The sequence below is a fragment of the Pseudothioclava arenosa genome, from assembly GCF_002358085.1.
GTDB lineage: Bacteria > Pseudomonadota > Alphaproteobacteria > Rhodobacterales > Rhodobacteraceae > Pseudothioclava > Pseudothioclava arenosa.
The window spans coordinates 299,915-324,171 of sequence record NZ_NTJD01000003.1 but is presented as its reverse complement, the minus strand read 5'-3'; the positions used below and the strand labels follow the sequence as shown (position 1 = coordinate 324,171).

General features: G+C 66.8%; 24 protein-coding genes. 17 read left to right on the top strand and 7 right to left on the bottom strand.

From position 1 onward, the window contains the following. Positions 1 to 59 precede the first annotated feature (59 nt). The gene (locus CLN94_RS05855) at positions 60 to 1,913 is read left to right on the top strand and encodes a SurA N-terminal domain-containing protein (protein WP_096432085.1); all 1,854 of its coding nucleotides are present in this window, start codon (positions 60 to 62) and stop codon (positions 1,911 to 1,913) included. An 11-nt stretch (positions 1,914 to 1,924) separates the two neighbouring features. Then, complete coding sequence (gene trpE, locus CLN94_RS05850) at positions 1,925 to 3,433, top strand: anthranilate synthase component I (protein WP_096432083.1); 1,509 nt, start codon at positions 1,925 to 1,927, stop codon at positions 3,431 to 3,433. Between the two features lie 72 nt (positions 3,434 to 3,505). Here trpE and CLN94_RS14200 read toward each other — a convergent pair whose 3' ends face one another. After that, on the bottom strand, positions 3,506 to 4,951 hold the full coding sequence (locus CLN94_RS14200) for a divergent polysaccharide deacetylase family protein (RefSeq protein ID WP_096432081.1): 1,446 nt from the start codon (positions 4,949 to 4,951) through the stop codon (positions 3,506 to 3,508). A 181-nt stretch (positions 4,952 to 5,132) separates the two neighbouring features. Here CLN94_RS14200 and CLN94_RS05840 point away from each other — a divergent pair, with 181 nt between their 5' ends. From CLN94_RS05840 to lexA, 6 genes are all read left to right on the top strand, one after another. After that, a complete protein-coding gene (locus tag CLN94_RS05840; RefSeq protein ID WP_096432080.1) occupies positions 5,133 to 5,720 on the top strand; it encodes an anthranilate synthase component II in 588 nt (195 codons plus the stop codon). Continuing rightward, positions 5,717 to 6,739, top strand: a complete 1,023-nt coding sequence (gene trpD / locus CLN94_RS05835; protein WP_096432078.1) for an anthranilate phosphoribosyltransferase — start codon at positions 5,717 to 5,719, stop codon at positions 6,737 to 6,739. The genes CLN94_RS05840 and trpD overlap by 4 nt, the downstream gene beginning before the upstream one ends. Beyond that, positions 6,736 to 7,524, top strand: coding sequence for an indole-3-glycerol phosphate synthase TrpC (gene trpC, locus CLN94_RS05830; protein ID WP_096432076.1), 789 nt, complete (start codon positions 6,736 to 6,738; stop codon positions 7,522 to 7,524). The genes trpD and trpC overlap by 4 nt, the downstream gene beginning before the upstream one ends. After that, positions 7,521 to 7,994: a cyclic pyranopterin monophosphate synthase MoaC gene (gene moaC / locus CLN94_RS05825; RefSeq protein WP_096432074.1), complete on the top strand. Its 474-nt coding sequence runs from the start codon at positions 7,521 to 7,523 to the stop codon at positions 7,992 to 7,994. The genes trpC and moaC overlap by 4 nt, the downstream gene beginning before the upstream one ends. 14 nt (positions 7,995 to 8,008) lie before the next feature. Beyond that, positions 8,009 to 9,193, top strand: a complete 1,185-nt coding sequence (locus tag CLN94_RS05820; protein ID WP_096432072.1) for a molybdopterin molybdotransferase MoeA — start codon at positions 8,009 to 8,011, stop codon at positions 9,191 to 9,193. A gap of 90 nt (positions 9,194 to 9,283) precedes the next feature. Further along, a complete protein-coding gene (gene lexA / locus CLN94_RS05815; RefSeq protein ID WP_096432070.1) occupies positions 9,284 to 9,973 on the top strand; it encodes a transcriptional repressor LexA in 690 nt (229 codons plus the stop codon). A gap of 93 nt (positions 9,974 to 10,066) precedes the next feature. On the opposite strand, the gene CLN94_RS05810 is transcribed toward lexA, so the two are convergent. Beyond that, a complete protein-coding gene (locus tag CLN94_RS05810; protein WP_245845113.1) occupies positions 10,067 to 12,124 on the bottom strand; it encodes a ComEC/Rec2 family competence protein in 2,058 nt (685 codons plus the stop codon). 189 nt (positions 12,125 to 12,313) lie between these two features. Between CLN94_RS05810 and gltX the strand changes: the two genes are divergently transcribed. The 3 genes from gltX to CLN94_RS05795 all read left to right on the top strand — a co-directional run bounded on the left by gltX (position 12,314) and on the right by CLN94_RS05795 (position 15,627). Continuing rightward, positions 12,314 to 13,714, top strand: a complete 1,401-nt coding sequence (gene gltX / locus CLN94_RS05805; RefSeq protein WP_096432068.1) for a glutamate--tRNA ligase — start codon at positions 12,314 to 12,316, stop codon at positions 13,712 to 13,714. Between the two features lie 80 nt (positions 13,715 to 13,794). Beyond that, positions 13,795 to 15,090 carry a citrate synthase gene (locus tag CLN94_RS05800; protein ID WP_096432066.1) on the top strand — a complete coding sequence of 432 codons (1,296 nt, stop codon included), beginning with the start codon at positions 13,795 to 13,797 and terminating at the stop codon, positions 15,088 to 15,090. A gap of 114 nt (positions 15,091 to 15,204) precedes the next feature. After that, positions 15,205 to 15,627 (top strand): DUF1284 domain-containing protein, encoded by a 423-nt coding sequence (locus CLN94_RS05795; protein WP_096432064.1) that lies wholly within the window; start codon positions 15,205 to 15,207, stop codon positions 15,625 to 15,627. A gap of 49 nt (positions 15,628 to 15,676) precedes the next feature. Here CLN94_RS05795 and CLN94_RS05790 read toward each other — a convergent pair whose 3' ends face one another. Continuing rightward, positions 15,677 to 16,228 (bottom strand): biotin transporter BioY, encoded by a 552-nt coding sequence (locus CLN94_RS05790; protein WP_096432062.1) that lies wholly within the window; start codon positions 16,226 to 16,228, stop codon positions 15,677 to 15,679. 234 nt (positions 16,229 to 16,462) lie between these two features. Between CLN94_RS05790 and CLN94_RS05785 the strand changes: the two genes are divergently transcribed. The 4 genes from CLN94_RS05785 to CLN94_RS05770 all read left to right on the top strand — a co-directional run bounded on the left by CLN94_RS05785 (position 16,463) and on the right by CLN94_RS05770 (position 19,910). After that, a complete protein-coding gene (locus tag CLN94_RS05785; RefSeq protein WP_096432060.1) occupies positions 16,463 to 17,107 on the top strand; it encodes an SDR family NAD(P)-dependent oxidoreductase in 645 nt (214 codons plus the stop codon). Positions 17,108 to 17,223: 116 nt separating this feature from the next. Next, positions 17,224 to 18,009, top strand: a complete 786-nt coding sequence (surE, locus tag CLN94_RS05780; protein ID WP_096432058.1) for a 5'/3'-nucleotidase SurE — start codon at positions 17,224 to 17,226, stop codon at positions 18,007 to 18,009. Beyond that, complete coding sequence (locus CLN94_RS05775; RefSeq protein WP_096432056.1) at positions 18,006 to 18,677, top strand: protein-L-isoaspartate(D-aspartate) O-methyltransferase; 672 nt, start codon at positions 18,006 to 18,008, stop codon at positions 18,675 to 18,677. The genes surE and CLN94_RS05775 overlap by 4 nt, the downstream gene beginning before the upstream one ends. A 63-nt stretch (positions 18,678 to 18,740) precedes the next feature. Then, positions 18,741 to 19,910: a LysM peptidoglycan-binding domain-containing M23 family metallopeptidase gene (locus CLN94_RS05770; RefSeq protein ID WP_096432245.1), complete on the top strand. Its 1,170-nt coding sequence runs from the start codon at positions 18,741 to 18,743 to the stop codon at positions 19,908 to 19,910. 137 nt (positions 19,911 to 20,047) lie between these two features. Here CLN94_RS05770 and CLN94_RS05765 read toward each other — a convergent pair whose 3' ends face one another. From CLN94_RS05765 to tatA, 4 genes are read right to left on the bottom strand one after another with little or no spacing between them, the layout of a single operon-like run. Continuing rightward, positions 20,048 to 20,890 (bottom strand): ATP-binding protein, encoded by an 843-nt coding sequence (locus CLN94_RS05765; RefSeq protein ID WP_096432054.1) that lies wholly within the window; start codon positions 20,888 to 20,890, stop codon positions 20,048 to 20,050. Continuing rightward, positions 20,887 to 21,759 carry a twin-arginine translocase subunit TatC gene (gene tatC / locus CLN94_RS05760; protein ID WP_096432051.1) on the bottom strand — a complete coding sequence of 291 codons (873 nt, stop codon included), beginning with the start codon at positions 21,757 to 21,759 and terminating at the stop codon, positions 20,887 to 20,889. The genes CLN94_RS05765 and tatC overlap by 4 nt, the downstream gene beginning before the upstream one ends. After that, entirely contained in the window at positions 21,756 to 22,295 is a 540-nt protein-coding gene (tatB, locus tag CLN94_RS05755; RefSeq protein ID WP_096432049.1) for a Sec-independent protein translocase protein TatB, read from the bottom strand. Before tatB ends, tatC begins: the two co-directional genes overlap by 4 nt. 45 nt (positions 22,296 to 22,340) lie before the next feature. Then, the gene (gene tatA, locus CLN94_RS05750) at positions 22,341 to 22,553 is read right to left on the bottom strand and encodes a twin-arginine translocase TatA/TatE family subunit (protein WP_096432047.1); all 213 of its coding nucleotides are present in this window, start codon (positions 22,551 to 22,553) and stop codon (positions 22,341 to 22,343) included. 171 nt (positions 22,554 to 22,724) lie between these two features. On the opposite strand from tatA, the gene CLN94_RS05745 reads away from it, so the two are divergent. Next, complete coding sequence (locus tag CLN94_RS05745) at positions 22,725 to 23,339, top strand: MarC family protein (protein WP_096432045.1); 615 nt, start codon at positions 22,725 to 22,727, stop codon at positions 23,337 to 23,339. An 81-nt stretch (positions 23,340 to 23,420) separates the two neighbouring features. Further along, positions 23,421 to 23,999: a retropepsin-like aspartic protease family protein gene (locus CLN94_RS05740; protein WP_096432043.1), complete on the top strand. Its 579-nt coding sequence runs from the start codon at positions 23,421 to 23,423 to the stop codon at positions 23,997 to 23,999. Positions 24,000 to 24,257 lie beyond the last annotated feature (258 nt).

The following is a 24,257-nucleotide window of genomic DNA, read 5'->3' as shown; positions in this document are numbered from 1 at the left end:
CGGCCCTCTGCCCAAAGCCCTAAACACCCTCAAACGGCCTGAAATACGGGAGGACCCCCATGTCCCTGAAGCTGCGCAGCCACGGCAAAAACATGATCGTCTGGGTGCTCCTGGGCATGCTGGTGCTGGGCCTCGGGGGCTTCGGGATCAGCAATTTCGGCGGCCGCATCGAGGCCATCGGCATGGTCGGCGACACCGAGATTTCCACCCGCGATTACGCCCGCGCGCTGCAGCGCCAGATGAACGATCTGGGCGCCCAGCAGGGCCGCCCGATCGGCATGGCCGAGGCGCGCGCGATGGGCCTTGAACAGCGCGTGCAGGCGCTCCTGTTCGGCGAGGCCGCGCTGACCGAGGCCGCGCGCCGCATCGGCGTCTCGGTGGGCGATCAGGAGCTGCACCGCGAGATCACCTCGGCCGAGGCCTTCAAGGGCATGGACGGCAAGTTCGACCGCGAAGCCTATCGCCTGACGATCCAGCAAGAGGGCTTCACCGAGGCCGAGTTCGAAAGCCGCGTGCGCGCCGATATCGGCCGCTCGATCGTGCAAGGCGCGGTGGCGGCGGGCGTTCCGGCGCAGGATACCGCGACCGAGGCCTATCTGGGCTATATCGCCGAGAGCCGCGACATCGCCTGGGCCGAAGTGACCGAGGCAGATCTGGCCGAGGCCCTGCCCGAGCCGACCGAGGCCGAGCTGACCGCCTTCCACGCCGACCACCCCGAGCTGTTCACCCGCGCCGAAACCCGCGAGATCACCTATCTCTGGCTCACGCCGCAGATGATGCTCGAGCAGATCGAGATCGACGAGGCCACGCTGCGTGCCGCCTATGACGCGCGCATCGACGAGTTCGTGCAGCCCGAAAAGCGCATGGTCGAGCGGCTGGTCTATCCGACGCTCGACGAGGCCGAGGCGGCGCTGGCGAAATATGAGGCGGGCGCGAGCTTTGCCGATCTGGCCGCCGAGCGCGGTCTGACGCTGGAAGACGCCGATCTGGGCGAGCCGACCAAGGCCGATCTGGGCGCTGCGGGCGAAGCCGTCTTCGCGCTGGAAACGCCCGGCGTCGTCGGCCCGATCGAAACCGATTTCGGCCCGGCACTGTTTCAGATGAACGTGATCATCGCACCGCAGGAAACCACCTTCGAAGAGGTCCGCGACGAGCTGCGCGCCGAGGTCGGCACCGACCGTGCCCGCCGCGCGATCGGCGACATGACCGACTCGCTCGAAGACCTGCTGGCAGGCGGCGCCACACTCGAACAGATGGCCGAGGAAACCGCGATGGAGCTGGGCACCGTGTCGTTCGGGCCTGCCGCCGAGGATGACATCATGGGCTACGAGGCGTTCCGCGAGGCCGCCTCCAAGGCCACCGCCGATGACTTCCCCGAGCTCGGCAATCTCGACGATGGCGGCGTCTTTGCGCTGCGCCTCGATGGCGTGACCCCGGCAGCGGTGATCCCGCTTGACGAAGCCCGCGAGGCCGTGACCGAGGCCTGGCGCGCCGATGCGCTGGCGCAGCAGAAAACCGCCCGCGCCGATGAACTTCTGGCCACGCTGGCCAGCGAGGGCAAGGATCTTGCCGCGAGCGGCCTGATCGTGACGCAACAGCCCGAGCTGGCGCGCGGCGGCTTCGTGCCCGGCGCCCCGGCAGGCATCGCCGATCTCGCCTTCGCGATGAAGGCGCCCGGCGAGCGTCAGATCGTCGCCGATCAGGGCCGCGTCGCGATCGTCGAACTCAAGTCGATCAATGCCGCCGACATGGAAGACGCCCGGGTCCTGCAGATCCGCGATGTCGTCGAGCGTCAGCTCTCGCAGTCGCTCGCGGCCGATGTGCTCGACTATTACGCCCGCGCCATCGAGACCGAGGCCGGCATTCAGCTCGACCCTGCCGCGATCAACGCGGTGCAGGCGCAGATGCAGTAAGGAGACGCGAAATGGTTGCCCTGTCCCCGAGTTTCGAGGCCTTCGAAGCGGCCTGGGCGCGCGGTGAGAACCAGCTGGTCTTCGCCCGTCTCGCGGCCGATCTGGATACGCCCGTCTCGCTGATGCTCAAGCTGGCGGATGCGCAAAAGAACTCGTTCATGCTGGAATCGGTGACCGGCGGCGAGGTGCGCGGGCGTTATTCGATCGTCGGCATGAAACCCGACGTGATCTGGGAATGCCGGGGCGAGCGCGCGCGGATCAATCGCAACGCCCGCTTTGACGAGACTTTCATCGACCTGCCCGGCCATCCGTTCGAGAGCCTGCGCGCGCTGATCGCCGAAAGCCGGATCGAGATGCCCGAGGGCCTGCCCTCGGCCGCCGCCGGGCTGTTCGGCTATCTCGGCTATGACATGATCCGGCTGGTCGAGCATCTGCCCGACGTCAATCCCGACCCGATCGGCGTGCCCGACGCGGTGCTGATGCGCCCCTCGCTGGTGGCGGTGCTGGATGGCGTGAAGGGCGATGTGATCCTGTGTGCGCCCGCGTTCCAAAGCTCGGGGCTCTCGGCGCGCGCGGCCTATGCGCAGGCCGCCGAGCGCGTGATGGACGCGCTACGCGACCTCGACCGTGCCCCCGCGCAACAGCGCGATCTGGGCGAAGTGGCGCAGGTCGGCGAGATGAAGTCCAACTTCACCCGCGAGGGCTATATGGCCGCGGTCGAGAAGGCCAAGGAATATATCCGCGCGGGCGACATCTTTCAGGTTGTCCCGGCGCAGCGCTGGTCGGCCGATTTCCCGCTGCCGCCCTTCGCGCTCTACCGCTCGCTGCGGCGCACCAACCCGTCGCCCTTCATGTTCTTTCTGAACTTCGGCGGTTTCCAGATCGTCGGCGCAAGCCCCGAAATCCTCGTGCGCCTGCGCGAGGGTGAGGTGACGATCCGCCCGATCGCGGGCACCCGCCCGCGCGGCGCCACCCCCGCCGAGGACAAGGCGCTGGAGGAAGACCTGCTCTCGGACCAGAAGGAACTGGCCGAGCATCTGATGCTCCTGGATCTCGGGCGCAACGATGTCGGGCGTGTGGCCAAGATCGGCACCGTCAAACCCACCGAGAAATTCATCATCGAGCGCTATTCGCACGTGATGCATATCGTCTCGAACGTGGTGGGCGAGCTGGCCGATGGCGAAGACGCCCTGTCGGCGCTCTTGGCCGGGCTGCCGGCGGGCACGGTGTCGGGGGCGCCCAAGGTGCGCGCGATGGAGATCATCGACGAGCTCGAGCCCGAGAAGCGCGGCATCTATGGCGGCGGCGTCGGCTATTTCGCCGCCAATGGCGAGATGGACATGTGCATCGCGCTGCGCACGGCCGTGCTCAAGGATCAGACGCTTTATATCCAGGCCGGTGGCGGCGTGGTCTATGACAGCTCGCCCGAGGGCGAGTTCCAGGAAACCGTCAACAAGTCCAATGCCTTGCGCAAAGCGGCCGAGGATGCGGGCCTGTTCGTGCGCCACGGCAACAGCTAAGCGCGGACGCCAGAAACAGCAAACGGCGCGGGGCATTCCGCGCCGTTTTGCATTTCGGATTGCGTGTCTGGATCAGGGCGCGAGCGAGCGCAGCGCCAGTGCCGAGACCGGCGCCAGCGTCACCGAACGCGAGGCCACCGGCTCCCAGCTTTGCAGCCCGGCGACGGTTTCGGGCCAGGCGCTCAGCACCACCGCGACCGCACCGCTGCGCTGCGCCTCGAAGGCCGCGCGCGAGAGCATCCGTTCGACCACCGCGCCGCGCTCGCGCTCGGCGTCGATCTCGCGCCAAAGCCCGACGTAGCCCGCCTTTTGCGCCTGCGCGAGATGCTCGGCCGGGTTCAGGCCTTCCTCCATCGCGATCACCGCCAGCCCGTCGCGCGCAAGGATCTCGACCATCGGCTGCACCAGCGCGCGGTCCTGACGGAACTGCGCCGCTGGCCCGTCGACCACGCCGATCGCACCGGGCACCGCCTGCCGCCAAGCCTCGACGATCACCTCAAGGTCGGTGACGCTCGCGCTTTCGGGAATGTCGGCGGCAAGGATCGCGACCTCAAGCCCCGCGTCGCGGAAGGCGCGCGCGGCCTCGGGCGCGTCGGGGCGCGTCGGGTCGATGGCGATGGTCATCGGAAAACCGAGCGCGGTGATCGTAGCGCGGTCCAGCCCGCCAGCGGCAACGCCCGGATCGATCAGCACGACCGAATAAAGGAGCGCGCCCTCGGGCGCGACAAAGGGCATCGCGTTCTGCGCAAGCGGCGTGGCGCCAGCAGCGGCACCGGGCGCCTCAAGGCGCTTGCCCGCGTCGCCCCCCTTGCCACCGATCTGCGGCAGCCGCCCCGAGATTACCGCCGGTTTCGCGCCGGGCTCGGCCCCTTGCGGCATCGCCCCGGCAGGCTGACCGAAGCCCGCGGATTTCTGCCCCAGCGCCATGCGATTTTCCCCCGCCGCGAAGATACGCGGCTTTTCGGGAGCGGGTTCGGGTTCCGGGGCCGCTTCGGCGGCAGGTTCATCTTGGGGCTCGGGTTCGGGCACAACCTCGGCCTGCGTTTCTTGCTCAGGCATCGCGGGCTCGGGCGCGACCTCGGGCTCGATCGGAAGCACCGGCTCAGCCGGAGGCGCGGCCTCGGGCAATTGCGCGACTTCGCGGGGTTCCGGCGCGGGAGCCTCCGGCGCAGCGGGCTCCGGGGTCTCGGCAACAGGGGCCGGAGCGGGCTCCTCGACGGGCATAGGCTGCGGCGCCGGGCTCGTTTCAGGCATCGCGGGTTCCGGCGCAGGAGCCGGTTCCGGCGCGGGTTGCGGGGCGGGCTCGGGCGCGGGTTCGCGTGCAGGTTCCGCCTGCGCCACGACTTGCGGCGCGGGCGTCTCGGCGGGCGGCACCAGTTGCGGCGCGCGCCCTGCGGCCAGAACGGACGCCAGATGCGCGCCCGGCGTTTCGGGCAGAGGCGTCACCATCGACACCGCCCCAAGACCCAGTGCCGCCACGACGCCACCACTCACCATTCCCGCAATCAGACCACGCATCGTTTCCCCTGCCTCTGACGTGCCGGCCCTTCAGCCTGCTCTTCCGCGCGCTTGCGGGGCTTCTGCCCTTGACCCCGGCGCGGGCCTCTGAACATCTATAGCGCGACCGAAAGCCCGGTTCACCCCTGAAATACCGAGGCTCCCCCATTCCGCGCCCGCGGGCCAGACGAAAGCCGACGCCATGCTGCTGCTCATCGATAATTACGACAGCTTCACCTATAATCTTGTCCATTATTTCGGCGAACTGGGCGCCGATGTGAAGGTGGTGCGCAATGATGCGCTCGACGTGCAGGAGGCGATGGGCATGGGCGCCGAGGCAATCGTGCTGTCGCCCGGACCCTGCGATCCGGCGCAGGCGGGGATCTGCCTGCCGCTGACGCTGGCCGCCGCCGAGGCAGGCCTGCCGCTCCTGGGCGTGTGCCTTGGCCACCAGACCATCGGCGAGGCCTTTGGCGGCAAAGTCGTGCGCGCGGGCGAAATAGTGCATGGCAAGATGGGCACGATCTATCACGAGGGCAAAGGCGTGTTCCGCGGCCTGCCCTCGCCCTTCGAGGCCACGCGCTACCATTCGCTGATCGTCGAGCGCGAAACCCTGCCCGATTGCCTCGAGGTCACCGCCTGGCTGGAAAACGGCATGATCATGGGGCTGCGCCACCGCGAAAAGCTGATCGAGGGCGTGCAGTTCCACCCCGAGTCGATCGCCTCGGAACATGGCCACCAGATGATCCGTAATTTCCTCGACGAAGCGAAAGTGAAGGTGCGCGCATGAGCGATGCGATGAAACCGCTGATTTTTGCTGCCTCCGAAGGCCCACTGTCGCGCGCCCAGGCCGAGGCCGCGTTTGAGATCCTGTTCAACGGCGAGGCGACGCCCGCGCAGATCGGCGGGCTGCTGATGGCGCTGCGCGCGCGGGGCGAATCCGTTGCCGAATATGCCGCCGCAGCCGCCGCGATGCGCGCGAAATGCGTGCCGGTGACGGCGCCCGAGGGCGCGATGGATATCGTCGGCACCGGCGGCGACGGCATGCATACGCTGAACATCTCGACCGCCACCGCCTTCGTCGTCGCGGGCGCGGGCGTGCCCGTCGCGAAACACGGCAACCGCGCGGCCAGCTCGCGCTCGGGCACAGCCGATGTGCAGACGGAACTCGGCATCGACGTGATGGCCGGCCCCGCCGCCACCGAGCGTGGCCTTGCCGAGGCGAATATCGGTTTCATGATGGCGCAGATCCACCATCCGGCGATGAAACACGTGATGCCGGTGCGGATGGAGCTGGGCTGCAAGACGATCTTTAACATCCTCGGGCCGCTGACCAACCCGGCAGGCGTGAAGCGCCAGCTGACCGGGGCCTTCGCGCCCGATCTGATCTTTCCGATGGCGGAAACGCTGGGGATGCTGGGCTCGGAAAAGGCCTGGCTTGTGCATGGCTCGGACGGCACCGATGAGATCACCATCACCGGCACGACCGAAGTCGCGGTGCTGGATGCTGGCAAGGTGACCGGGATGACGATCCACCCCGAGGATGCCGGCCTGCCGGTGCATCCGTTCAAGGACATCGTGGGCGGAACGCCTGCGGAAAACGCCGCCGCGATCCGCGCGCTGTTTGCGGGCGAAAAATCGGCCTATCGCGATGCCGTATTGCTGAATGCCGCTGCGGCGCTGGTGGTGGCCGACAAGGCCGCGGACCTGAAATCGGGCGTCGAAATCGCCGCCGCCGCCATCGACAGTGGCGCTGCCGCCCGCGCGGTCGAGACGCTGGCGCGGATCACGCAAGAGGCGCGCGCATGAACATTCTCGACAAGATCAAGGCCTACAAGCTTGAGGAAATCGCCGCCGCCAAGGCCGCGCGCCCCCTGGCGAGCATCGAGGCCGAGGCCCGCGCGCAGGCCTCCACCCGCGGCTTTGCCCGCGCGCTGAGTGCCAAGGCCGAAACCGGCTATGGGCTGATTGCCGAGATCAAGAAGGCCTCGCCCTCGAAAGGGCTGATCCGCCCCGATTTCGACCCGCCCGCGCTGGCGCAAGCCTATGAACAGGGCGGCGCGGCGTGCCTCTCGGTGCTGACCGACACGCCCAGCTTTCAGGGCGCGCCCGAGTTCCTGATCGCCGCGCGCGCGGCCTGCACGCTCCCGGCGCTGCGCAAGGATTTCCTCTATGACACCTATCAGGTCGCCGAGGCCCGCGCTTGGGGCGCCGATTGCATCCTGATCATCATGGCCTCGGTCGAGGATACTCTGGCCACCGAACTGGAGGCCGCCGCCAATGACTGGGGCATGGATGTGCTGGTCGAGGTGCATGACGCCGAAGAGCTGGACCGTGCGCTGAAGGTCACGAAATCGCCGCTCCTGGGGGTGAACAACCGTAACCTCAAGACCTTCGAGGTGACGCTCGATGTGACGCGCCAGCTGGCGCCCACGATCCTCGCCGAAGGGCGCGATCTGGTCTGCGAGAGCGGGATTTTCACGCCTACAGACCTCGCCGCCATGGCCGGTGTCGGCGCGCGCCGCTTCCTGATCGGCGAAAGCCTGATGCGGCAGGCCGATGTCGCAGCCGCCACCAAGGAGCTGCTGGCATGAGCCTGACGCATTTCGACGAACAGGGTCAGGCGCATATGGTCGATGTCTCGGGCAAGTCGGTGACCGACCGCGTAGCGACCGCCGAGGGCTGCGTGGTGATGGCCCCCGAGACGCTGGACTACGTGCTGCAAGGCACCGCGAAAAAGGGGGATGTGCTGGGCATCGCGCGGGTCGCGGGGATCATGGCGGCGAAAAAGACCTCCGATCTGATCCCGCTCTGCCACCCGCTGCCGATCACCAAGGTCGCGCTCGATCTGACGCCCGATGCCGAACTGCCGGGCGTGCGGATCTCGGCGACGGTAAAGACCTCGGGCCAGACCGGCGTCGAGATGGAGGCACTCACTGCCGTCTCGGCGGCGGCGCTGACGGTCTATGACATGCTGAAAGCGGTCGAGAAATCCATGCGGATCGAAGGCATCCGCGTGACCCTGAAAGATGGCGGCAAATCGGGCCGCTACGAGGCGGACTGACGAAGGAGAGGGCGATGATTTCGGTCGAAGAGGCGCTGGCCAAGGTTCTGGAACTGGTCGGGCCCTTGCCTGCCGAAACCGTGCCGCTGCGCGCGGCCCTTGGCCGGGTGATGGCCGCGCCCGCACGCGCGGGGCTGACGCAGCCGCCGTTTTCCGCCTCGGCGATGGATGGCTACTGGCTGGCCGCCCCCGATCACCGCCCCGGCGCGACGCTGACGGTGGTAGGCGAATCCGCCGCCGGGCGCAGCTTTGGCGGCACGCTGGCCGCAGGCCAGTGCATCCGCATCTTCACCGGCGCACCCGTGCCCGCTGATGGCGGCACCGTGGTCTTGCAGGAAAACGTGACCCGCGCGGGCGACGCGATCACCCTGCCCGACACCCTTGCCGAGACCGACAACATCCGCCCGCGCGGCCAGGATTTCGCCGAAGGCGCCGAATTCTGCCCCGCCCGCCCGCTGACGCCCGCCGATCTGGGGCTTCTGGCGGGGATGAACGTGGCCGAGGTCTCGGTCTATCGCCGCCCGGAAATCGCGCTGATCGCCACCGGCGACGAGCTGGTGATGCCGGGCGAGGCACCGGGCCCGGACCAGATCCTCTGCTCGAACAATTTCGTCGTCGGCGCCATCGCCGAGGCCGCGGGTGCGCGCGTGCGCATGCTGCCGATCGCGCGCGACACCGAGGACAGCCTGCGCGGGGTGTTTGCGCTGGCCGAGGGCGCCGATCTGGTTGTGACCTCGGGCGGCGCCTCGGTCGGCAGCCACGATCTGGTCGGGCAGGTCGCGGCCGAACTGGGGCTGGAACGCAGTTTCTGGAAGATCGCGATGCGGCCCGGCAAGCCGCTGATGGCGGGCAAGATGGGCGCGGCCGCAATGCTAGGCCTGCCCGGCAACCCGGTCTCGGCCACGGTCTGCGCGCATCTGTTCTTGGTGCCGATGCTGCAGAAGATGCAGGGCCTGCCCGCCACCCACGCGCCGCGCCGCGCGATGCTGGCGGAGGATGTCGGCCCGACCGGCCCGCGCACCCACTTCATGCGCGCGCGCCTGCGCGAAACCGAGGGACTTCCCGAAATCACCGCTTTCGCCAATCAGGATTCGGCGATGCTGAGCGTCCTCGCCGAGGCCGACGCGCTCCTGATCCGCCCCTTGGGCGACGGGCCGCGCAAGGCGGGCGAGATTGTCGAGTATCTGCCGCTTCGTTAAGGCTACGCGCAGGGCGTTGTTGACACGAAAACGGAACAGCTTTAGAACATCAAGTGAACCTTTGGGCGGCCAATCTTCGGAGGACTGTCGATGCTCACGCGCAAGCAATTGGAATTGCTGGAATTCATTCAGAAGCGGATGGACCGGGATGGCGTTCCGCCTTCGTTCGACGAAATGAAGGACGCGCTGGATCTGCGCTCGAAATCGGGGATTCACCGGCTGATCACCGCGCTCGAAGAGCGGGGTTTCATCCGCCGGCTGGCGCATCGCGCCCGCGCGATCGAGATCGTGAAACTGCCCGAGGCGCTTGAGAAAAAGACCGGCTTCGCGCCGCGCGTGATCGAAGGCGACAAGGTCGATCCGCCGCGCGGGGCGCTGGCGGTCGAAGCCGCAGGCGCGCTGGAGCTGCCGGTGATGGGCCGGATCGCGGCGGGCGTGCCGATCGAGGCGATTTCCGAGGTCTCGCATCATGTGGCGGTGCCGGGCTCGATGGTCTCGGGGCGCGCCGAGCATTATGCCCTTGAAGTCAAAGGCGATTCCATGATCGAGGCAGGGATCAACGATGGCGATGTGGTGGTGATCCGCACACAATCCACCGCCGATAATGGCGATATCGTGGTGGCGCTGGTCGAAGACCATGAGGCGACGCTGAAGCGGTTCTATCGCCGCAACGGGATGATCGCGCTGGAAGCGGCGAACCCGGCCTATGAAACGCGGCTCTTGCGCGACGATCAGGTCAAGGTGCAAGGGCGGCTCGTGGGGCTGATCCGCAGCTACTGAATGATTGCGAAGGCTTGGAACGGGCGCCCTGACGGGCGCCTTTTTCATGCGCGCGGCGCCTTCGGCGGGAGTATTTGGGGCTCGATGAAAGGGTTAACGCCCACTCCAGAGCCGCTGCCCTACGGCCTGATTGGCGGTGGTTGGGAGGCCCTCCGCGTCAAAGGCCAGCGCTCCGCTCCGACGCAAGCGCGGCAGGTCCCATAAGTCACAGCCGCGCCAATCACCCTCCGGGGCCGCGCGATCGAGGATAACAAGCGCGTCTGCGGTACAGGCTTCGAGGAGTACCGCCCCCGCAGATTTCCCCGTCAGATGCCACAGTCGACGTCCAAAGACCTGCAGTTTGCGCGCGCCGCGCGGCCCCTCGAAACCCGGGCGCGCCGCGGCGTCTTCGGCCGAGGCTTCATCCCCATCGGCCTCGAGCCAGCGCCCGGCGATGAAGCTTGCGCCCGATTTGGACAGCGCGCGGCCCTCGTCGGTCACCACCCCGACCAGTTCACCTTCGGGCGCGATCAGGAGGAAGGGGCGCGGTGTCGTGAACCACAGGAGCGCGCCGAGGATCAGGATCAGGACGCCGAAGCTGCTGCCTGCCCCGCGCGCCAAGACCGCGATGCAGGCGCCAAACCCCAGAAGCGGCAGCACCGCGCGTGCCGGAGCTGCGATGGCGACCACCGCGCCGTCGAGCGCCGCGACGCCTTCGGCCACGGCGATCATCCAGGCCACACCCTGCCCCATCAGCCAGAGCGGCAAGGCCTCGAGCCCCAGCGGCGCCACGACTGCGGCGATCACCCCCATCGGCATCACCAGCACCCCCATCACCGGCACCGCCAGCAGGTTTGCGAGCAATCCGTATTCCGAGATGCGATGGAATTGCGCGGCGGTGATTGGCGCCGTTGCCAGCCCCGCCACGACCGAGGTCAGCACCAGCATTGCCATCGGGCGCACCCATTTCGGCAGGCGTGGCCCGATCTGTGCCCATGGCCCGAGGCTGAGCACCAGCGCGATGGTCGCGGCGAAGGACATCTGGAACCCCGGCTCGGTCAGGCTCTCGGGCTCCCAGACAAGCAGGATCACCGCGGCCAGCGCCAGAGTGCGCAGGCTGAAGGCGCGCCGGTTCAGCAGCACCGCCAGCAGCATCACCGCCGCCATGATATAGGCGCGCTGCGTGGCGACCTGCGGCCCGGCGACCCAAAGATAAAGCGTCGCGGCCACGAGGGCGGCGCAGGCAGCGATCTTTTTCACCGGCCAGACCAGCGCCACACGCCCCGCCGCCACCAGCGCAAGGCGCACCGCCGCAAAGACAAACCCCGCGACCATCCCCATGTGCAGTCCCGAGATGGAGATCACATGCACAAGGTTCGAATCGCGCATCGCCTGCATCGTCGCGTCCGAAATCCCCGAGCGGTCGCCCGTCAGCAAGGCTGCGGCGACCGCCCCCGCCTGCCCCGGCAGTTGCGCCTGAAGGCCGGCTGACAACCGCATGCGCAGCCGGTGCCCCGCCAGCTGCCAGTCCGACGGGTCAGGCGGCGCGAGTTGCAGGACCGGGCTGCGCGTGTAGCCCACCGCGCCCAGTCCCTGAAACCAGGCAAGGCGGCGAAAGTCGAAGCCCCCCGGCTCGGCGGGGCCGTTCGGCGGCTGCAGATGCCCGGTCAGGGCGACGCGCTGGCCGGGCTCGGGGTGCAGATGCGCCTGATCGCCATGGAGCGAGACCCGAACCTTGCCGGGCCGCCGCTCGGGCGCGATGCGGTCCAGGCGGAGCTGGTCCAGCGTGAGGCGCAAATGGTCGCTCCCCGAGCGGTCGATGGCGACGATCCGCCCCTCGATCGGACCGTAATAGCGAAAGCCAAGAACCGGCGCGCCGACCTGATGCGCACGTTGCCCCGCCAGCACGAACCCCAGCAGCGCCAGCGTGACCAGCGCCGCCGGAAAACGCGCCCCCTCGGGCCCGCGCAGCCAACTCCAGCCAGTGGGAATGCACAGCACCGCCGCGACAGCATAGACCACCGGCCCCGGCTCTTGCGGCGCAAGGAAATAGAGCCCGATCCCGAGCCCCAGCGCCACCGGCATCCAGAGCACCAGATCGAGCTGCGCGCGTGCCATCGCAGCGGGCAGATCGTCCAGCCCCGCCACGGCCGCCCGGGCCCACGCGTGCAATCGCGCGGCACCGCGCCCGGAGGCGCGCGGGCGCCTCACCGCCCCCGGTGCCGCCTGATATTCCCGTCCCACGCTTGTTTCTCCGCGCAAGCCTGCGTATGCATCCACTCCGAGAGCCTACGGGCTACAAGGTTTCCGAAAGGTTAATGCGCCTGAGCAAAGGTTAAGGGCGCAGGAAAGGCTGCTTCGATGAGCGACCAAATCGTCACCCGCTTCGCCCCCTCGCCGACCGGCTATCTGCATATCGGCGGCGCGCGCACGGCGCTGTTCAACTGGCTTTACGCGCGCGGGCGCGGCGGCAAGTTCCTGCTGCGCATCGAGGATACGGACCGCGAACGCTCGACCCCCGAAGCGACCGCCGCGATCTTGCAGGGCATCCAGTGGCTCGGGCTCGATTTCGACGGCGAGCCGATCAGCCAGTTTGCCCGGCGCGACCGCCATGCCGAGGTCGCCCGCGAGATGCTGGCCCGTGGCGCGGCCTATAAGTGCTTTTCGACGCAGGAAGAAATCGAGGCCTTCCGCGAGGCCGCCCGCGCCGAAGGGCGCTCGACGCTGTTCCAGTCGCCCTGGCGTGACGCCGACCCGGCGACCCATCCCGACGCGCCCTATGTGATCCGCCTCAAGGCCCCGCGCGAAGGCGCCACGGTGATTCAGGACGAGGTGCAGGGCGACGTGACCTTCCGCAACGACCAGCTCGATGACATGGTGTGTTTACGTTCGGATGGTACCCCCACCTACATGCTGGCCGTTGTCGTCGATGATTTCGACATGGGCGTGACCCATGTGATCCGGGGGGATGACCACCTGACCAATGCCGCGCGGCAGGTTCAGGTCTATAACGCGATGGGCTGGAAGATCCCGGTGTTCGCCCATATCCCGCTGATTCACGGCCCCGACGGCAAGAAACTGTCGAAGCGCCACGGCGCGGTGGGGCTCGAACAATATCAGGCCATGGGCTACCCGGCGGCGGGGATGCGCAACTACCTCTGCCGCCTCGGCTGGAGCCATGGCGATGATGAATTCTTCACCGACGCGCAGGCGCTCGAATGGTTCGACCTGAAGGGAATCGGGCGCTCGCCGGCGCGGCTCGACTTCAAGAAACTGGAAAATATCTGTGGTCAGCACATCGCGGCCAGCGCGGATGAAACCCTTCTGCCTGAAATTGAGGCATTTATCACGGCTTCCGAACGCCCCTCCCTGACCGAGTTGCAGCGTGAGCGGCTTGCAAAGGGGCTTTACTGCCTTAAGGAGCGCGCCAAGACCTTCCCGGAACTCCTTGAGAAAGCTCACTTTATCTTCGCCGAGAGGCCTCTCGAGATCGAGGAAAAGGCGGCCAAGGCACTTGATCCGGTATCCCGTGGTATACTGAATGAATTGACGTCGCAGCTGCAAAATGCTAGCTGGACGCGAGACAAGCTGGAACAATGTGCAAACGGCGTGGCCGAAGCTCATGAAATCGGCTTTGGCAAGCTTGCAGCCCCGATGCGTGCAGCACTTGCCGGACGTGCGGCAACGCCGAGCGTCTTCGACATGATGCTGGTTCTGGGACAGGAGGAAACTCTTGCCCGGCTCCAGGAACAGGCGGCCTGAGGCCTGGCCGCCGGTGCCACCCGGGGTTTTCCCGGATGACTTCCCGGCGCGGCCCCGCCGGACGACAGAGAGGGACTGCCATGGCTGAACAAAGAACCGCGACGCTTACCTTCGAAGGCAAGACGGTCGAACTTCCGATCCTTTCGCCCACCGTGGGCCCGGATTGCCTTGATATCCGCAAGCTCTACGCCCAGGGCGACGTGTTCACCTACGATCCCGGTTTCACCTCGACCGCGGCCTGTGACTCGGCGATCACCTATATCGACGGCGACAAGGGCGAGCTGCTGTATCGCGGCTATCCGATCGACCAGCTGGCCGAGAAATCGCACTATCTCGAAGTCTGCTACCTGCTGCTGAACGGCGAACTGCCGAACCGCCAGCAAATGGAAGATTTCGAATTCCGTATCACCCGCCACACCATGCTGCACGAGCAGATCCACAACTTCTTCCGTGGGTTCCGCCGCGACAGCCACCCGATGGCGACCATGGTCGGCGTGGTCGGCGCAATGTCGGCCTTCTACCACGACTCGCTCGACATCAACGATCCGTGGCAGCGCGAAGTGGCCTCGATGCGCCTGATCGCGAAACTGCCGACGATCGCCGCGATGGCCTATAAATACTCGATCGGCCAGCCCTTCGTGTATCCGCGCAACGATCTCGACTATGCGTCGAACTTCCTGCACATGTGCTTCTCGGTCCCGGCCGAGCCCTATCACGTGGAGCCGGCGCTGGCGAAAGCCATGGACCGCATCTTTACCCTGCATGCGGACCACGAGCAGAACGCCTCGACCTCGACCGTGCGTCTGGCCGGTTCGTCGGGCGCCAACCCCTTCGCCTGTATCGCGGCCGGCATCGCCTGCCTCTGGGGCCCGGCCCACGGCGGCGCCAACCAGGCCTGCCTCGAGATGCTGCGTGAAATCGGCACCGTCGATCGCATCCCGGAATTCATCGCCCGCGCGAAAGACAAGAACGATCCCTTCAAGCTGATGGGCTTCGGTCACCGCGTATACAAGAACTTCGACCCGCGTGCGAAGGTCATGAAGGAATCGGCCGACGAAGTTCTGGAGCTGCTCGGCGTCCACAACAACCCGACCCTGCAAGTCGCGAAAGAGCTTGAGAAAATCGCGCTTGAGGATCCCTACTTCAAAGAGAAGAAGCTCTACCCGAACGTGGACTTCTACTCGGGCATCATCCTCGAAGCGATGGGCTTCCCGACCTCGATGTTCACCCCGATCTTCGCGCTCTCGCGCACCGTGGGCTGGATCTCGCAGTGGAAAGAGATGATCGGCGATCCGGCCGGCAAGATCGGTCGCCCGCGCCAGCTCTACACCGGCGCGCCGGCCCGCGACTATGTCGAGGTCGACGACCGCGCCTGATCCAGGCGACACCAGATTGGAAGGCCGGGGGAAACCCCGGCCTTTTGCATTGCAGGCAGGGGCGCTGCCCCTCTTGGCCTTGCGGCCAATTCACCTTGGAGTATTTTGGGCTCGATGAAAGAGCAGATCCAGTTTCGCCCGCATCATTTCCTCTGCGCCCTCGGCTTCGAGGGGAAGGGCTATTCCGAGGAATTCACCGCCAATATGGCGACGCTGGTCGAGGGCGCGCTGCGCGTGCCGGGCGGTGAGCGCGTGCTGATCGAGGTCATCGCAGGGGCGGATACGATCTGTGCCCCCTGCCCCTCGCGGCGCGGGCGGGATTGCGCGAACAACCACAAGATCGCCCGGCTCGACGCGGCCCATGCCCGCGCGCTGGGGGTCTCGCCCGGAGACCGGCTGAGCTGGGGTGAGGCGCTGGCACGGATGCAGGCGCTGTCAGAAGACGCGCTGCAAGAGATCTGCGCGCCCTGTCAGTGGCTGCAGTTGGGCATGTGCGAGGCGGCGCTGGCGCGACTGAAGGCGCGGAGCCGCGCATAGAAAAACGCCGCCCCGAAGGACGGCGCTCTTGTCGTCTTGTCGCCGAGGATCAGCGCTTGGCGAGGAAGGACCAGCCCCCCGAGACGATCAGCGCAGCCAGCACGGCCTTGACCGCATCGCCGATCAGGAAGGGCTGCATCCAGCCGCTGAGCAGCTCGGGCATGGTCTTGCCGAAGGCGATCGCCGGAACCGCGAGGCCCGGAACATAGAGCGCTGCCGAGGCGATGAGGCCCGCGATGGCGAGGCCGACAACCGACTTCACGCCGCGATCAGCCGCGAAACCGACGATCGCGACCATCGCGAGGAAGCCGAAGAGGAAGCCGACGGTCGGGCCGAAGAAGGCCGCAGTCGCGCCGCCATTGGCGAAGACCGGCAGGCCGGCGGCGCCTTCGAGCAGCCAGGCTGCGACGGTGGCCACGCCCATGCGCGCGCCGAAGGTCATGCCGATCGCCAGCACGGCGAGGGTCTGCAGGGTCATCGGAACCGGGAACATCGGCACCGAGATTTGCGAAGCCGCGGCAAGAAGCGCGGTGCCGCCCAGCACCATCGCGGCGCGGGTTGCGATCGAGTTGGAGGGCACAAGAGCCTTCGAAAGAGTCATGATCGGACCTGTTGGTTGGTATATCTCTTGGCGCTGTTGCCGCGCCGCTGCAAAATATGTCAGCGATGCGACGATGTGTCACGCGCAATGTTGCAAAATTTGCAGCGCTCTCCAGGGGTCGTTTTGCAAAGTCAATGGTGCCGGATCGTCGCATCCGCCGCAGTTTCCCTTGCGCCCGCGAAGCCTGTCTGCCAAAGACCGCGCAGGATTTTCTGAACCGCGAGCAGGCTGCACATGGAAAAGAAACTTGCCCTGATCACCGGCGCCTCGCGCGGTCTTGGCGCGGCGCTGGCCGAAGAGCTGGCGCGCAACGGCTGGCACGTGATGGCAGTGGCGCGCACCGTGGGCGCGCTCGAAGAGCTGGACGACCGGATCCAGAAAGCCGGTGGCTCAGCCACGCTAGCACCTCTGGATGTGACCGAGCGCGAGCAGATGGAGCATCTGGCGCACGCGATCGCCGGGCGCTGGGGCGGGCTCGACCTCTGGGCGCATACCGCGATCCATGCCGCGCCGCTGACGCCGGCCTCGCATATCGACAAGTCGGATATGGAACCCTCGATCAAGCTGAACGTGGCCGCAACCGCGACGCTGATTCCGCTGATCGACCCGCTCCTGCGCGCGCGCGAAGGCACGGCGCTGTTCTTCGACGACAACCGGGCCGGGCAGAAATTCTTTGGCACCTATGGCGCGACCAAGGCCGCACAGATCGCGATGGCGCGCAGCTGGCAGCAAGAGGGTGAAAAGATCGGCCCGCGTGTGGTCATCGACAGCCCTGCGCCGATGCCGACCGCGGTGCGCGCACGCTTCTTCCCCGGCGAAGATCGCGCGGCCCTCACCGATTGCCGCGTCGAGGCGGCCCGGATCGTCGCCGCGCTCTGATCTGTGGCGCGCGGGACTCGCCCGCGCCCAGAAACACCCCCGCCAGGCGGCATGCGCTTGCCGCCCCCCGCCGCCCCGCGCTAAGCAGGGCAAAGCACGGCCAAAAGGGGGACCACATGCGCATTCTCATCACCAATGACGATGGCATCAACGCGACCGGCCTGCAGGTCTTGCATGATATCGCCACCGATCTGGCCGGCCCCGATGGCGAGGTCTGGACGGTCGCGCCCGCGTTTGAGCAATCCGGCGTCGGCCATTGCATCAGCTACACCCATCCGATGATGATCGCGCGCCTCGGCGAGCGCCGCTTTGCCGCCGAGGGCAGCCCCGCCGATTGCGTCCTCGCCGGGCTTTACGACGTTATGCAGCACGGCCGCCCCGATCTGGTGCTGTCGGGCGTGAACCGGGGCAACAACTCGGCCGATAACGCGCTTTATTCCGGCACTTTGGGCGGCGCGATGGAGGCGGCGCTGCAAGGCATTCCGGCGATCGCGCTGTCGCAATTCCTCGGCCCCGAGATCATGCAATCGCCCGATATGTTCGAGGCCGCCCGCGTCCACGGCCCCGCACTGGTGCGCAACCTGTGGGAAAACGGCGTCTGGGACGATGGCCCCTACCGCGTGTTCTACAATGTGAATTTTCCGCCGGTTCTGGCTGCGGGCGTCAAGGGCGCACGCGTCACCGCGCAGGGCTACCGCTCGAACAGCTTCTTTTCCGTCGAGGCGCATCACTCCCCGCAAGGGCGCCGGTTCCTCTGGATCAAGGGCGGCCCGCAGCACGAGCCGACCGCCCCCGGCACCGATGCGGCGGCGAACCTTGAAGGCTATATCTCGGTGACGCCGATGCGCGCCGACCTGACCGCCCATGACGTGCTGGCCGAGCTTGAGGCGCGGCTGGGATGAGCGACGCGCCGGGCATCCCGCTGAGCGCCGAAGAGCTGGCCGAGCGCAAGATGCGCTTTCTCTTCGCGCTGCGCTCAAAAGGGATCACCGACGCCCGCACGCTTGGCGCGATGGAGCGCATCGACCGCGGCGATTTCGTGCGCGGGCTGTTCTCGGAACGCGCCTATGAAGACATGCCCCTGCCGATCGCCTGCGGCCAGACCATCTCGCAGCCCTCGGTCGTCGGGCTGATGACGCAGGCGCTGCAGGTCGGCCCGCGCGATACCGTCCTCGAGATCGGCACCGGCTCGGGCTATCAGGCGGCGATCCTCGCCTGCCTCGCCCGCCGCGTCTACACGGTCGACCGCCACCGCCGCCTCGTGCGCGAGGCCGAAGCGCTGTTTCGTGCGCTTGGCCTGCCCAACATCACCGCGATCGCGGGCGACGGCTCGCGCGGGCTGCCCGATCAGGCGCCCTTCGATAGAATAATCGTGACCGCCGCCGCCGAAGACCCCCCCGGCCCGCTGTTGTCGCAACTCAAGATCGGCGGTATCATGATCGTGCCCGTGGGCCAGTCCGATGCGGTTCAGAGCCTGATCCGCGTCACGCGGACCGGCGAAGGGTTCGAGTACGAGGAATTGCGTTCCGTGCGGTTCGTGCCGCTTGTCGAAGGTATGGCAAGCGACTAAGGCAGCCGCCACCAAAGGGCCCGGCAAACAGGGCTCGCGAAAACCGATGAGGACGAGTTGATGATGATCTCCCCTTCCCTGCCCCGCCTGCGGCTTGTTCTTGGCGCGGGCGTCGCGTTGATGGCGCTGGCCGCCTGCGATCCCGATGGCACCTTCGACCCCGATCTGCGGAATTTCGGCAAGATCGGCTTTGACACCACCGCCGCCGCGCGGGCCGCGACGCTCAACCGCCCCGCGCCCGACAGCCGTGGCGTGATCTCCTATCCGAATTATCAGGTCGCGGTGGCCCGCAAGGGCGACACCGTCGCCGATGTCGCCGCCCGCGTGGGCGTCGATGCGGGCACACTCGCGCGCTACAATGCGCTTTCGCCCGACATGCGGCTGAACAAGGACGAAATCCTCGCGCTGCCGAGCCGCGTCGCCGCCGCGCCCGCCACCACCACGGGCACCGGCGCGCTGCAAAGCGAAGAGATCGACATCACCTCGCTCGCCTCAGATGCGATTGATCGTGCCGAGGCCGGCAAGCCCGTCGCCACGGCACCCGCCGCAGCCGCACCGGCCGGACCCGAGCCCGTGCGCCACAAGGTCGCCCGCGGCGAGACCGCCTATTCGATCGCGCGCTACTACAATGTCGGCGTGCGCTCGCTGGCCGACTGGAACGGTCTGCCCGCCGACATGAGCGTGCGCGAAGGCCAATACCTGCTGATCCCGGTCACCTCCGGCAAGGCGCCGAGCGCCGCCACCAGCGTCCCGGGCGCGGGCTCCGCCACGCCCGAGCCGCCCTCGGCCTCGAAACCCCTGCCGAGCGAGACCCCGCCCAAGGCCAGCGCCCCTGTCGACATCTCCAGCGTTCCGGACATGAGCAAACAGGTCACCACCTCAAGCGCGCGCATGACGATGCCGGTCTCGGGCGCGATCATCCGCCCCTATTCCAAGGGTAAGAACGACGGCGTCGATATCGCGGCCGCCGCCGGTACCGCGGTCCATGCCGCCGCCGATGGCACCGTCGCCGCGATTACCCGCGACACCGAGCAAGTGCCGATCCTGGTGCTGCGCCACGCTGACGGCCTGATGACCGTTTATGCCAATATCGACGGGATCACCGTCGCCAAAGGCGCATCGGTCAAGCGCGGCCAAAGCATCGCCAAGGTCCGCAACAGCGACCCGGGCTTCGTGCATTTCGAGGTCCGCAAGGGGTTCGACAGCGTCGACCCGATGCCCTACCTGCAATAAGGATTGGGGGGCTCCGCCCCCGCCCTTCGGGCTCCCCCGGAGTATTTTCCGCTCGATGAAGGGCCCCTTCATTTTGCCGGAAATATCCCGGGGGTGAATTTTTCGCAGAAAAAGAGGGGGCAGCGTCCCCAATCCGCCTAGAGAGCGATGCCGCGCCGGCCCGCAAGATCGGTGAAATACTGCCAGGCCACGCGGCCCGAACGCGCACCGCGTGTGGCCTGCCACTCGATCGCCTCGGCACGCAGATCCGCGTCCGAGATATCAACCCCGTAGCTGTCGCAATAGCCCCGGATCATCGCGAGATACTCGTCCTGGCTGCAGGGGTGGAATCCCAGCCACAGCCCGAAGCGATCCGAGAGCGAGACCTTTTCCTCAACCGCCTCGGAAGGGTTGATCGCGGTGGAGCGTTCGTTCTCGATCATGTCGCGCGGCATCAGGTGGCGCCGGTTCGAGGTGGCGTAGAAGATCACATTGGCCGGGCGGCCCTCGATACCGCCGTCCAGCACGGCCTTGAGCGACTTGTAATGCTGGTCATCGTGGCTGAACGAGAGATCGTCGCAGAACAGGATAAAGCGGGTCTGATGCGCGGCGCGCAGATGGGTCAGAAGCCGCCCCACCGTGGGCAGATCTTCGCGCGACAGCTCCACCAGCTTGATCGGCAGGCCCTCGGCCAGCGCCGCCGCATGCACGGCCTTCACCAGCGAGGATTTCCCCATCCCGCGCGCGCCCCAGAGCAGCGCGTTATTCGCGGCAGCCCCGCGCGCGAATTGCAGCGTGTTGGCCAAAAGCGTGTCGCGCGAGCGGTCGATTCCGCGCAAAAGCGCCAGATCCACGCGGTTGACCCTCGGCACCGGGACCAGCCGGTCAGGCACGGTCTGCCACAGGAAGGCATCGGCCTCACGGAAATCGGGCGCAGGCAGAGGCGCCGGAGCAAGGCGTTCGAGCGCGTCGGCGATGCGGGCGAGGTCGAGCTCGCTCATGCCTTGGCCTCGGGCGTCTCCTCGGGCTCTTCGTCCTCGTCCCAGTCTTCGTCATCGACCCAGGTGCCCTCGGCGCGCATCCGCGCCTCGCGGGACTTCTCGATACGCGCGACAAGCTGGATCGAGACCTCGTAGAGCCCGTAGACCACGGTGAACAGGATCACCTGGCTGATCACATCGGGGGGCGTGGCGACCGCGGCCACGACGAGGATCGCGACGACGGCGTATTTGCGTACGCCCGCAAGCCCCTTGGCCGAGACCAGCCCCGCCTTGCCCATCAGGCTCAGGAGGACCGGCAGTTGGAAGCAGATCCCGAAGGCCATCACAAACTTAATGGTCAGCGAGAGATATTCCTGCACCGAGCCCTGGAAGCCGATCGCGGCCATCTCGTTGGCCGCATCCGCCGCATCGAGCCCGCCTTGCTGGAAGCCCAGGAAGAAGGTGAAAGCGAGCGGCAGGATCACGTAATAGGCAAAAGCCGCGCCCAGGAAGAACATCACCGGCGAGGCGACGAGGAACGGCAGGAAGGCCGATTTCTCGGATTTATAGAGCCCCGGCGCCACGAAGCGCCACATCTGATAGGCGATCACCGGGAAGCTCAGAGCAAAGCCGCCGAGGAACGAGATGTTGATCGCGACGAAGAAACCCTCTTGCAGCTTGATCAGGTAGAGCCCGCATTGCTGGCCCCGCTCGGCCAGCGAGTGGCAGATCGGCTGTGTCAGGAAATTGAAGATCGGGTTCCAGATCGCGTAGCAGACCACCATCGCCGTGATGAAGGCGGCAAGCGAGTAAAGGATGCGCGTGCGCAGTTCGGCCAGATGCTCGATCAGCGGCGCGGACGTGTCTTCGATCTGGTCGCCGGTGCTCATGCCTTATCCGATTTCGCTGTGGTCTTTGCGGCGGTCTTGCGCGCGGTCGGTTTCTTGGCCGCGGGTTTCGCCGCTGGCTTTTCGGCCGCTTTCGCGGGCTTGGCCGGTTTCTCGGCCTTCGCGGGTTTCTTCGCCGCTTTCGCGGGCTTGGGCGGCTCGGGCTCATCCTCAAGCTCTTCGGGAGAGGGCGTGCCTGCCGCCGCCGCACCGGGCGCGAGCGCCGCAGCCGCAGTCTTGGCCGAGTTGATCTTGGGCTCCCATTTCTCGAATTTCTCGGTCGCCTTTTCCAGCGCATCGAGACCGAGCGATTTCTTCGAGGCCAGCCCTTTCAGATCCTTCAGGTCACCGGCGGCCTCATCAAGGCCGCTTTCCTTCGCCGCATCCTCCATCGCGCGCGAAAACTCGCGCCCCATCGCGCGGGCCTTCGCGGTCAGGCGACCGAGCGCGCGAAACATGCCGGGCAGGTCCCGCGGGCCCACCACGATCAGCGCGACGATGCCGATCAGAAGAAGTTCGCTCCAGCCGATATCGAACATGGTTCACCCGCCCCCGCGCCTTGCAGCGCGCAGGGCCCCGTCCGATCAGGCTTTGTCTTTTTCGGATTCGGGCGTGACGTCACGCGCCTCTTTCGAGGCATCCTCGATTTCCTGAGTGCCGTCCTTCACGCCTTTCTTGAAGGCGGTGATGCCTTTGCCGACTTCGCCCATGAGCGAGGAAATCTTGCCACGACCAAACAGAACCAGAACCACCACTGCGATCAGAAGAAGACCCGGAAGGCCGATATTGTTGAGCATTGTTCTCTCCCCGGTGCGGGTCCACTCCCGCGCCTTGTGTTTCAGCCTTACCATTTAAGAAATGCACCGGGGCAATCAAAGACCCAATCGACCGAAGGGGCGTAAAATTTCGCCCCTGAAGGCCATTTCGGCGGGGTTTCGCCCGCGGCATTCCGCCGCTAAGGTCGCCCCATGAACCTGACCGAATATATCAGCGCTTTCGTGACGCTTTTCGTGGTGGTCGACCCGATCGGGCTGGCGCCGCTTTTCGTCGCGCTGACGCATGGCGCAAAGGGGGCAGAACGCCGCCGCATCGCATTGCGCGCGGTCGGGCTCTCGGCGATCTTGCTGACGTTGTTCGGGCTGTTCGGCGACAAGCTGCTGGCGGCGATCGGCATCTCGATGCCCGCCTTCCGGATCGCGGGCGGGGTGCTCTTGTTCCTGACCGCGCTCGAGATGCTGTTCGAGCGTCGCACCCAGCGCCGCGAAAGCCACGAGCCCGGCCCCGCCGATGACCCTTCGGTGTTTCCACTGGCGACGCCCCTGATCGCGGGTCCGGGCGCGATGGCCACGATGATTCTTCTGGCCGGGCAACCGGGGCTGGAGTGGGCCGAGATCGCGCTGGTGCATCTGGTGATGCTGGCGGTGCTGGCCTGCGTGCTGTTCATGTTCTTCCTCGCCGGCCCGATCGAGCATGTGCTGGGCCGCACCGGCGTGATGGTAGTGACGCGGCTCTTCGGGATGCTGCTCGCGGCGCTCTCCATTCAGTTCATTCTTGACGGGCTGCGCGGTGCGGGCCTGTTCTGACGCCGACACAATGGCGCGAGATCGCGCGATACCGGGTGACAGCGGCGCCCGCCCACCCCATATCCCCCGCAGGAGGTGCGCATGGATGGCGATCTGACCGGACGGGCGATGTATTTCGGCCTGCTGCTCTTGGCGGTGGGCGGCTACGCGGTGACGCAATTCGTTCGCCGCCCCGGCCAGGCCGCGCAACAGATGCTGATCTGGGCCTTCATCTTCATCGGCCTGATGGGCGCGGCCGGAATGTGGCAGGACATCTCGCGCGAGGCGCTTGGCCGTCAGGAGGTGCTGGAGGACGGGCGCATCGTCGCGCCGCTCGCGCCCGACGGGCATTACTACCTGACCGCCGAAATCAACGGTACCAAGGTGCGCTTCATGGTGGACACCGGCGCCTCGGATATCGTGCTGACGCGACAGGATGCGGCGCGTGTTGGGCTGAACCCGGACGGCCTGAGCTATTTCGGCCAGGCGCGCACGGCGAATGGCACCGTCGCCACCGCGCCCGTGGTGCTGAATTCGCTCGACCTCGGCCCGATCCACGATGAAAACCTGCGCGCCGTAGTCAATGGCGGCGAGATGGACCAGTCGCTGATGGGCATGGCCTACCTGACCCGCTTCGCCCGCGTCGAGTTGAGCCGCGACCAGCTGATCCTCGAACGCTGACCCGAGAAACGCCCCGGAGATGCCCCGCCCCCGCCCGGCGCCCGTCACGATTGTGCCGGATTCCTCGCCTTATCTGGGAGCATCAGAAAAGGAGAGGACAATGTTCAGCTTCGACACGATCGCCATGACCCTCATCGCTTGCATCGCGCTGCGTGAACTGCTCCGTTTCCTGCCCTCGAACGCCGCTACCGCGAAGAAAAAAGCGTCGCAGAACTGATCTGACGCAGGTTCAAGACCGCCCCCCATCCCATTGCCCCG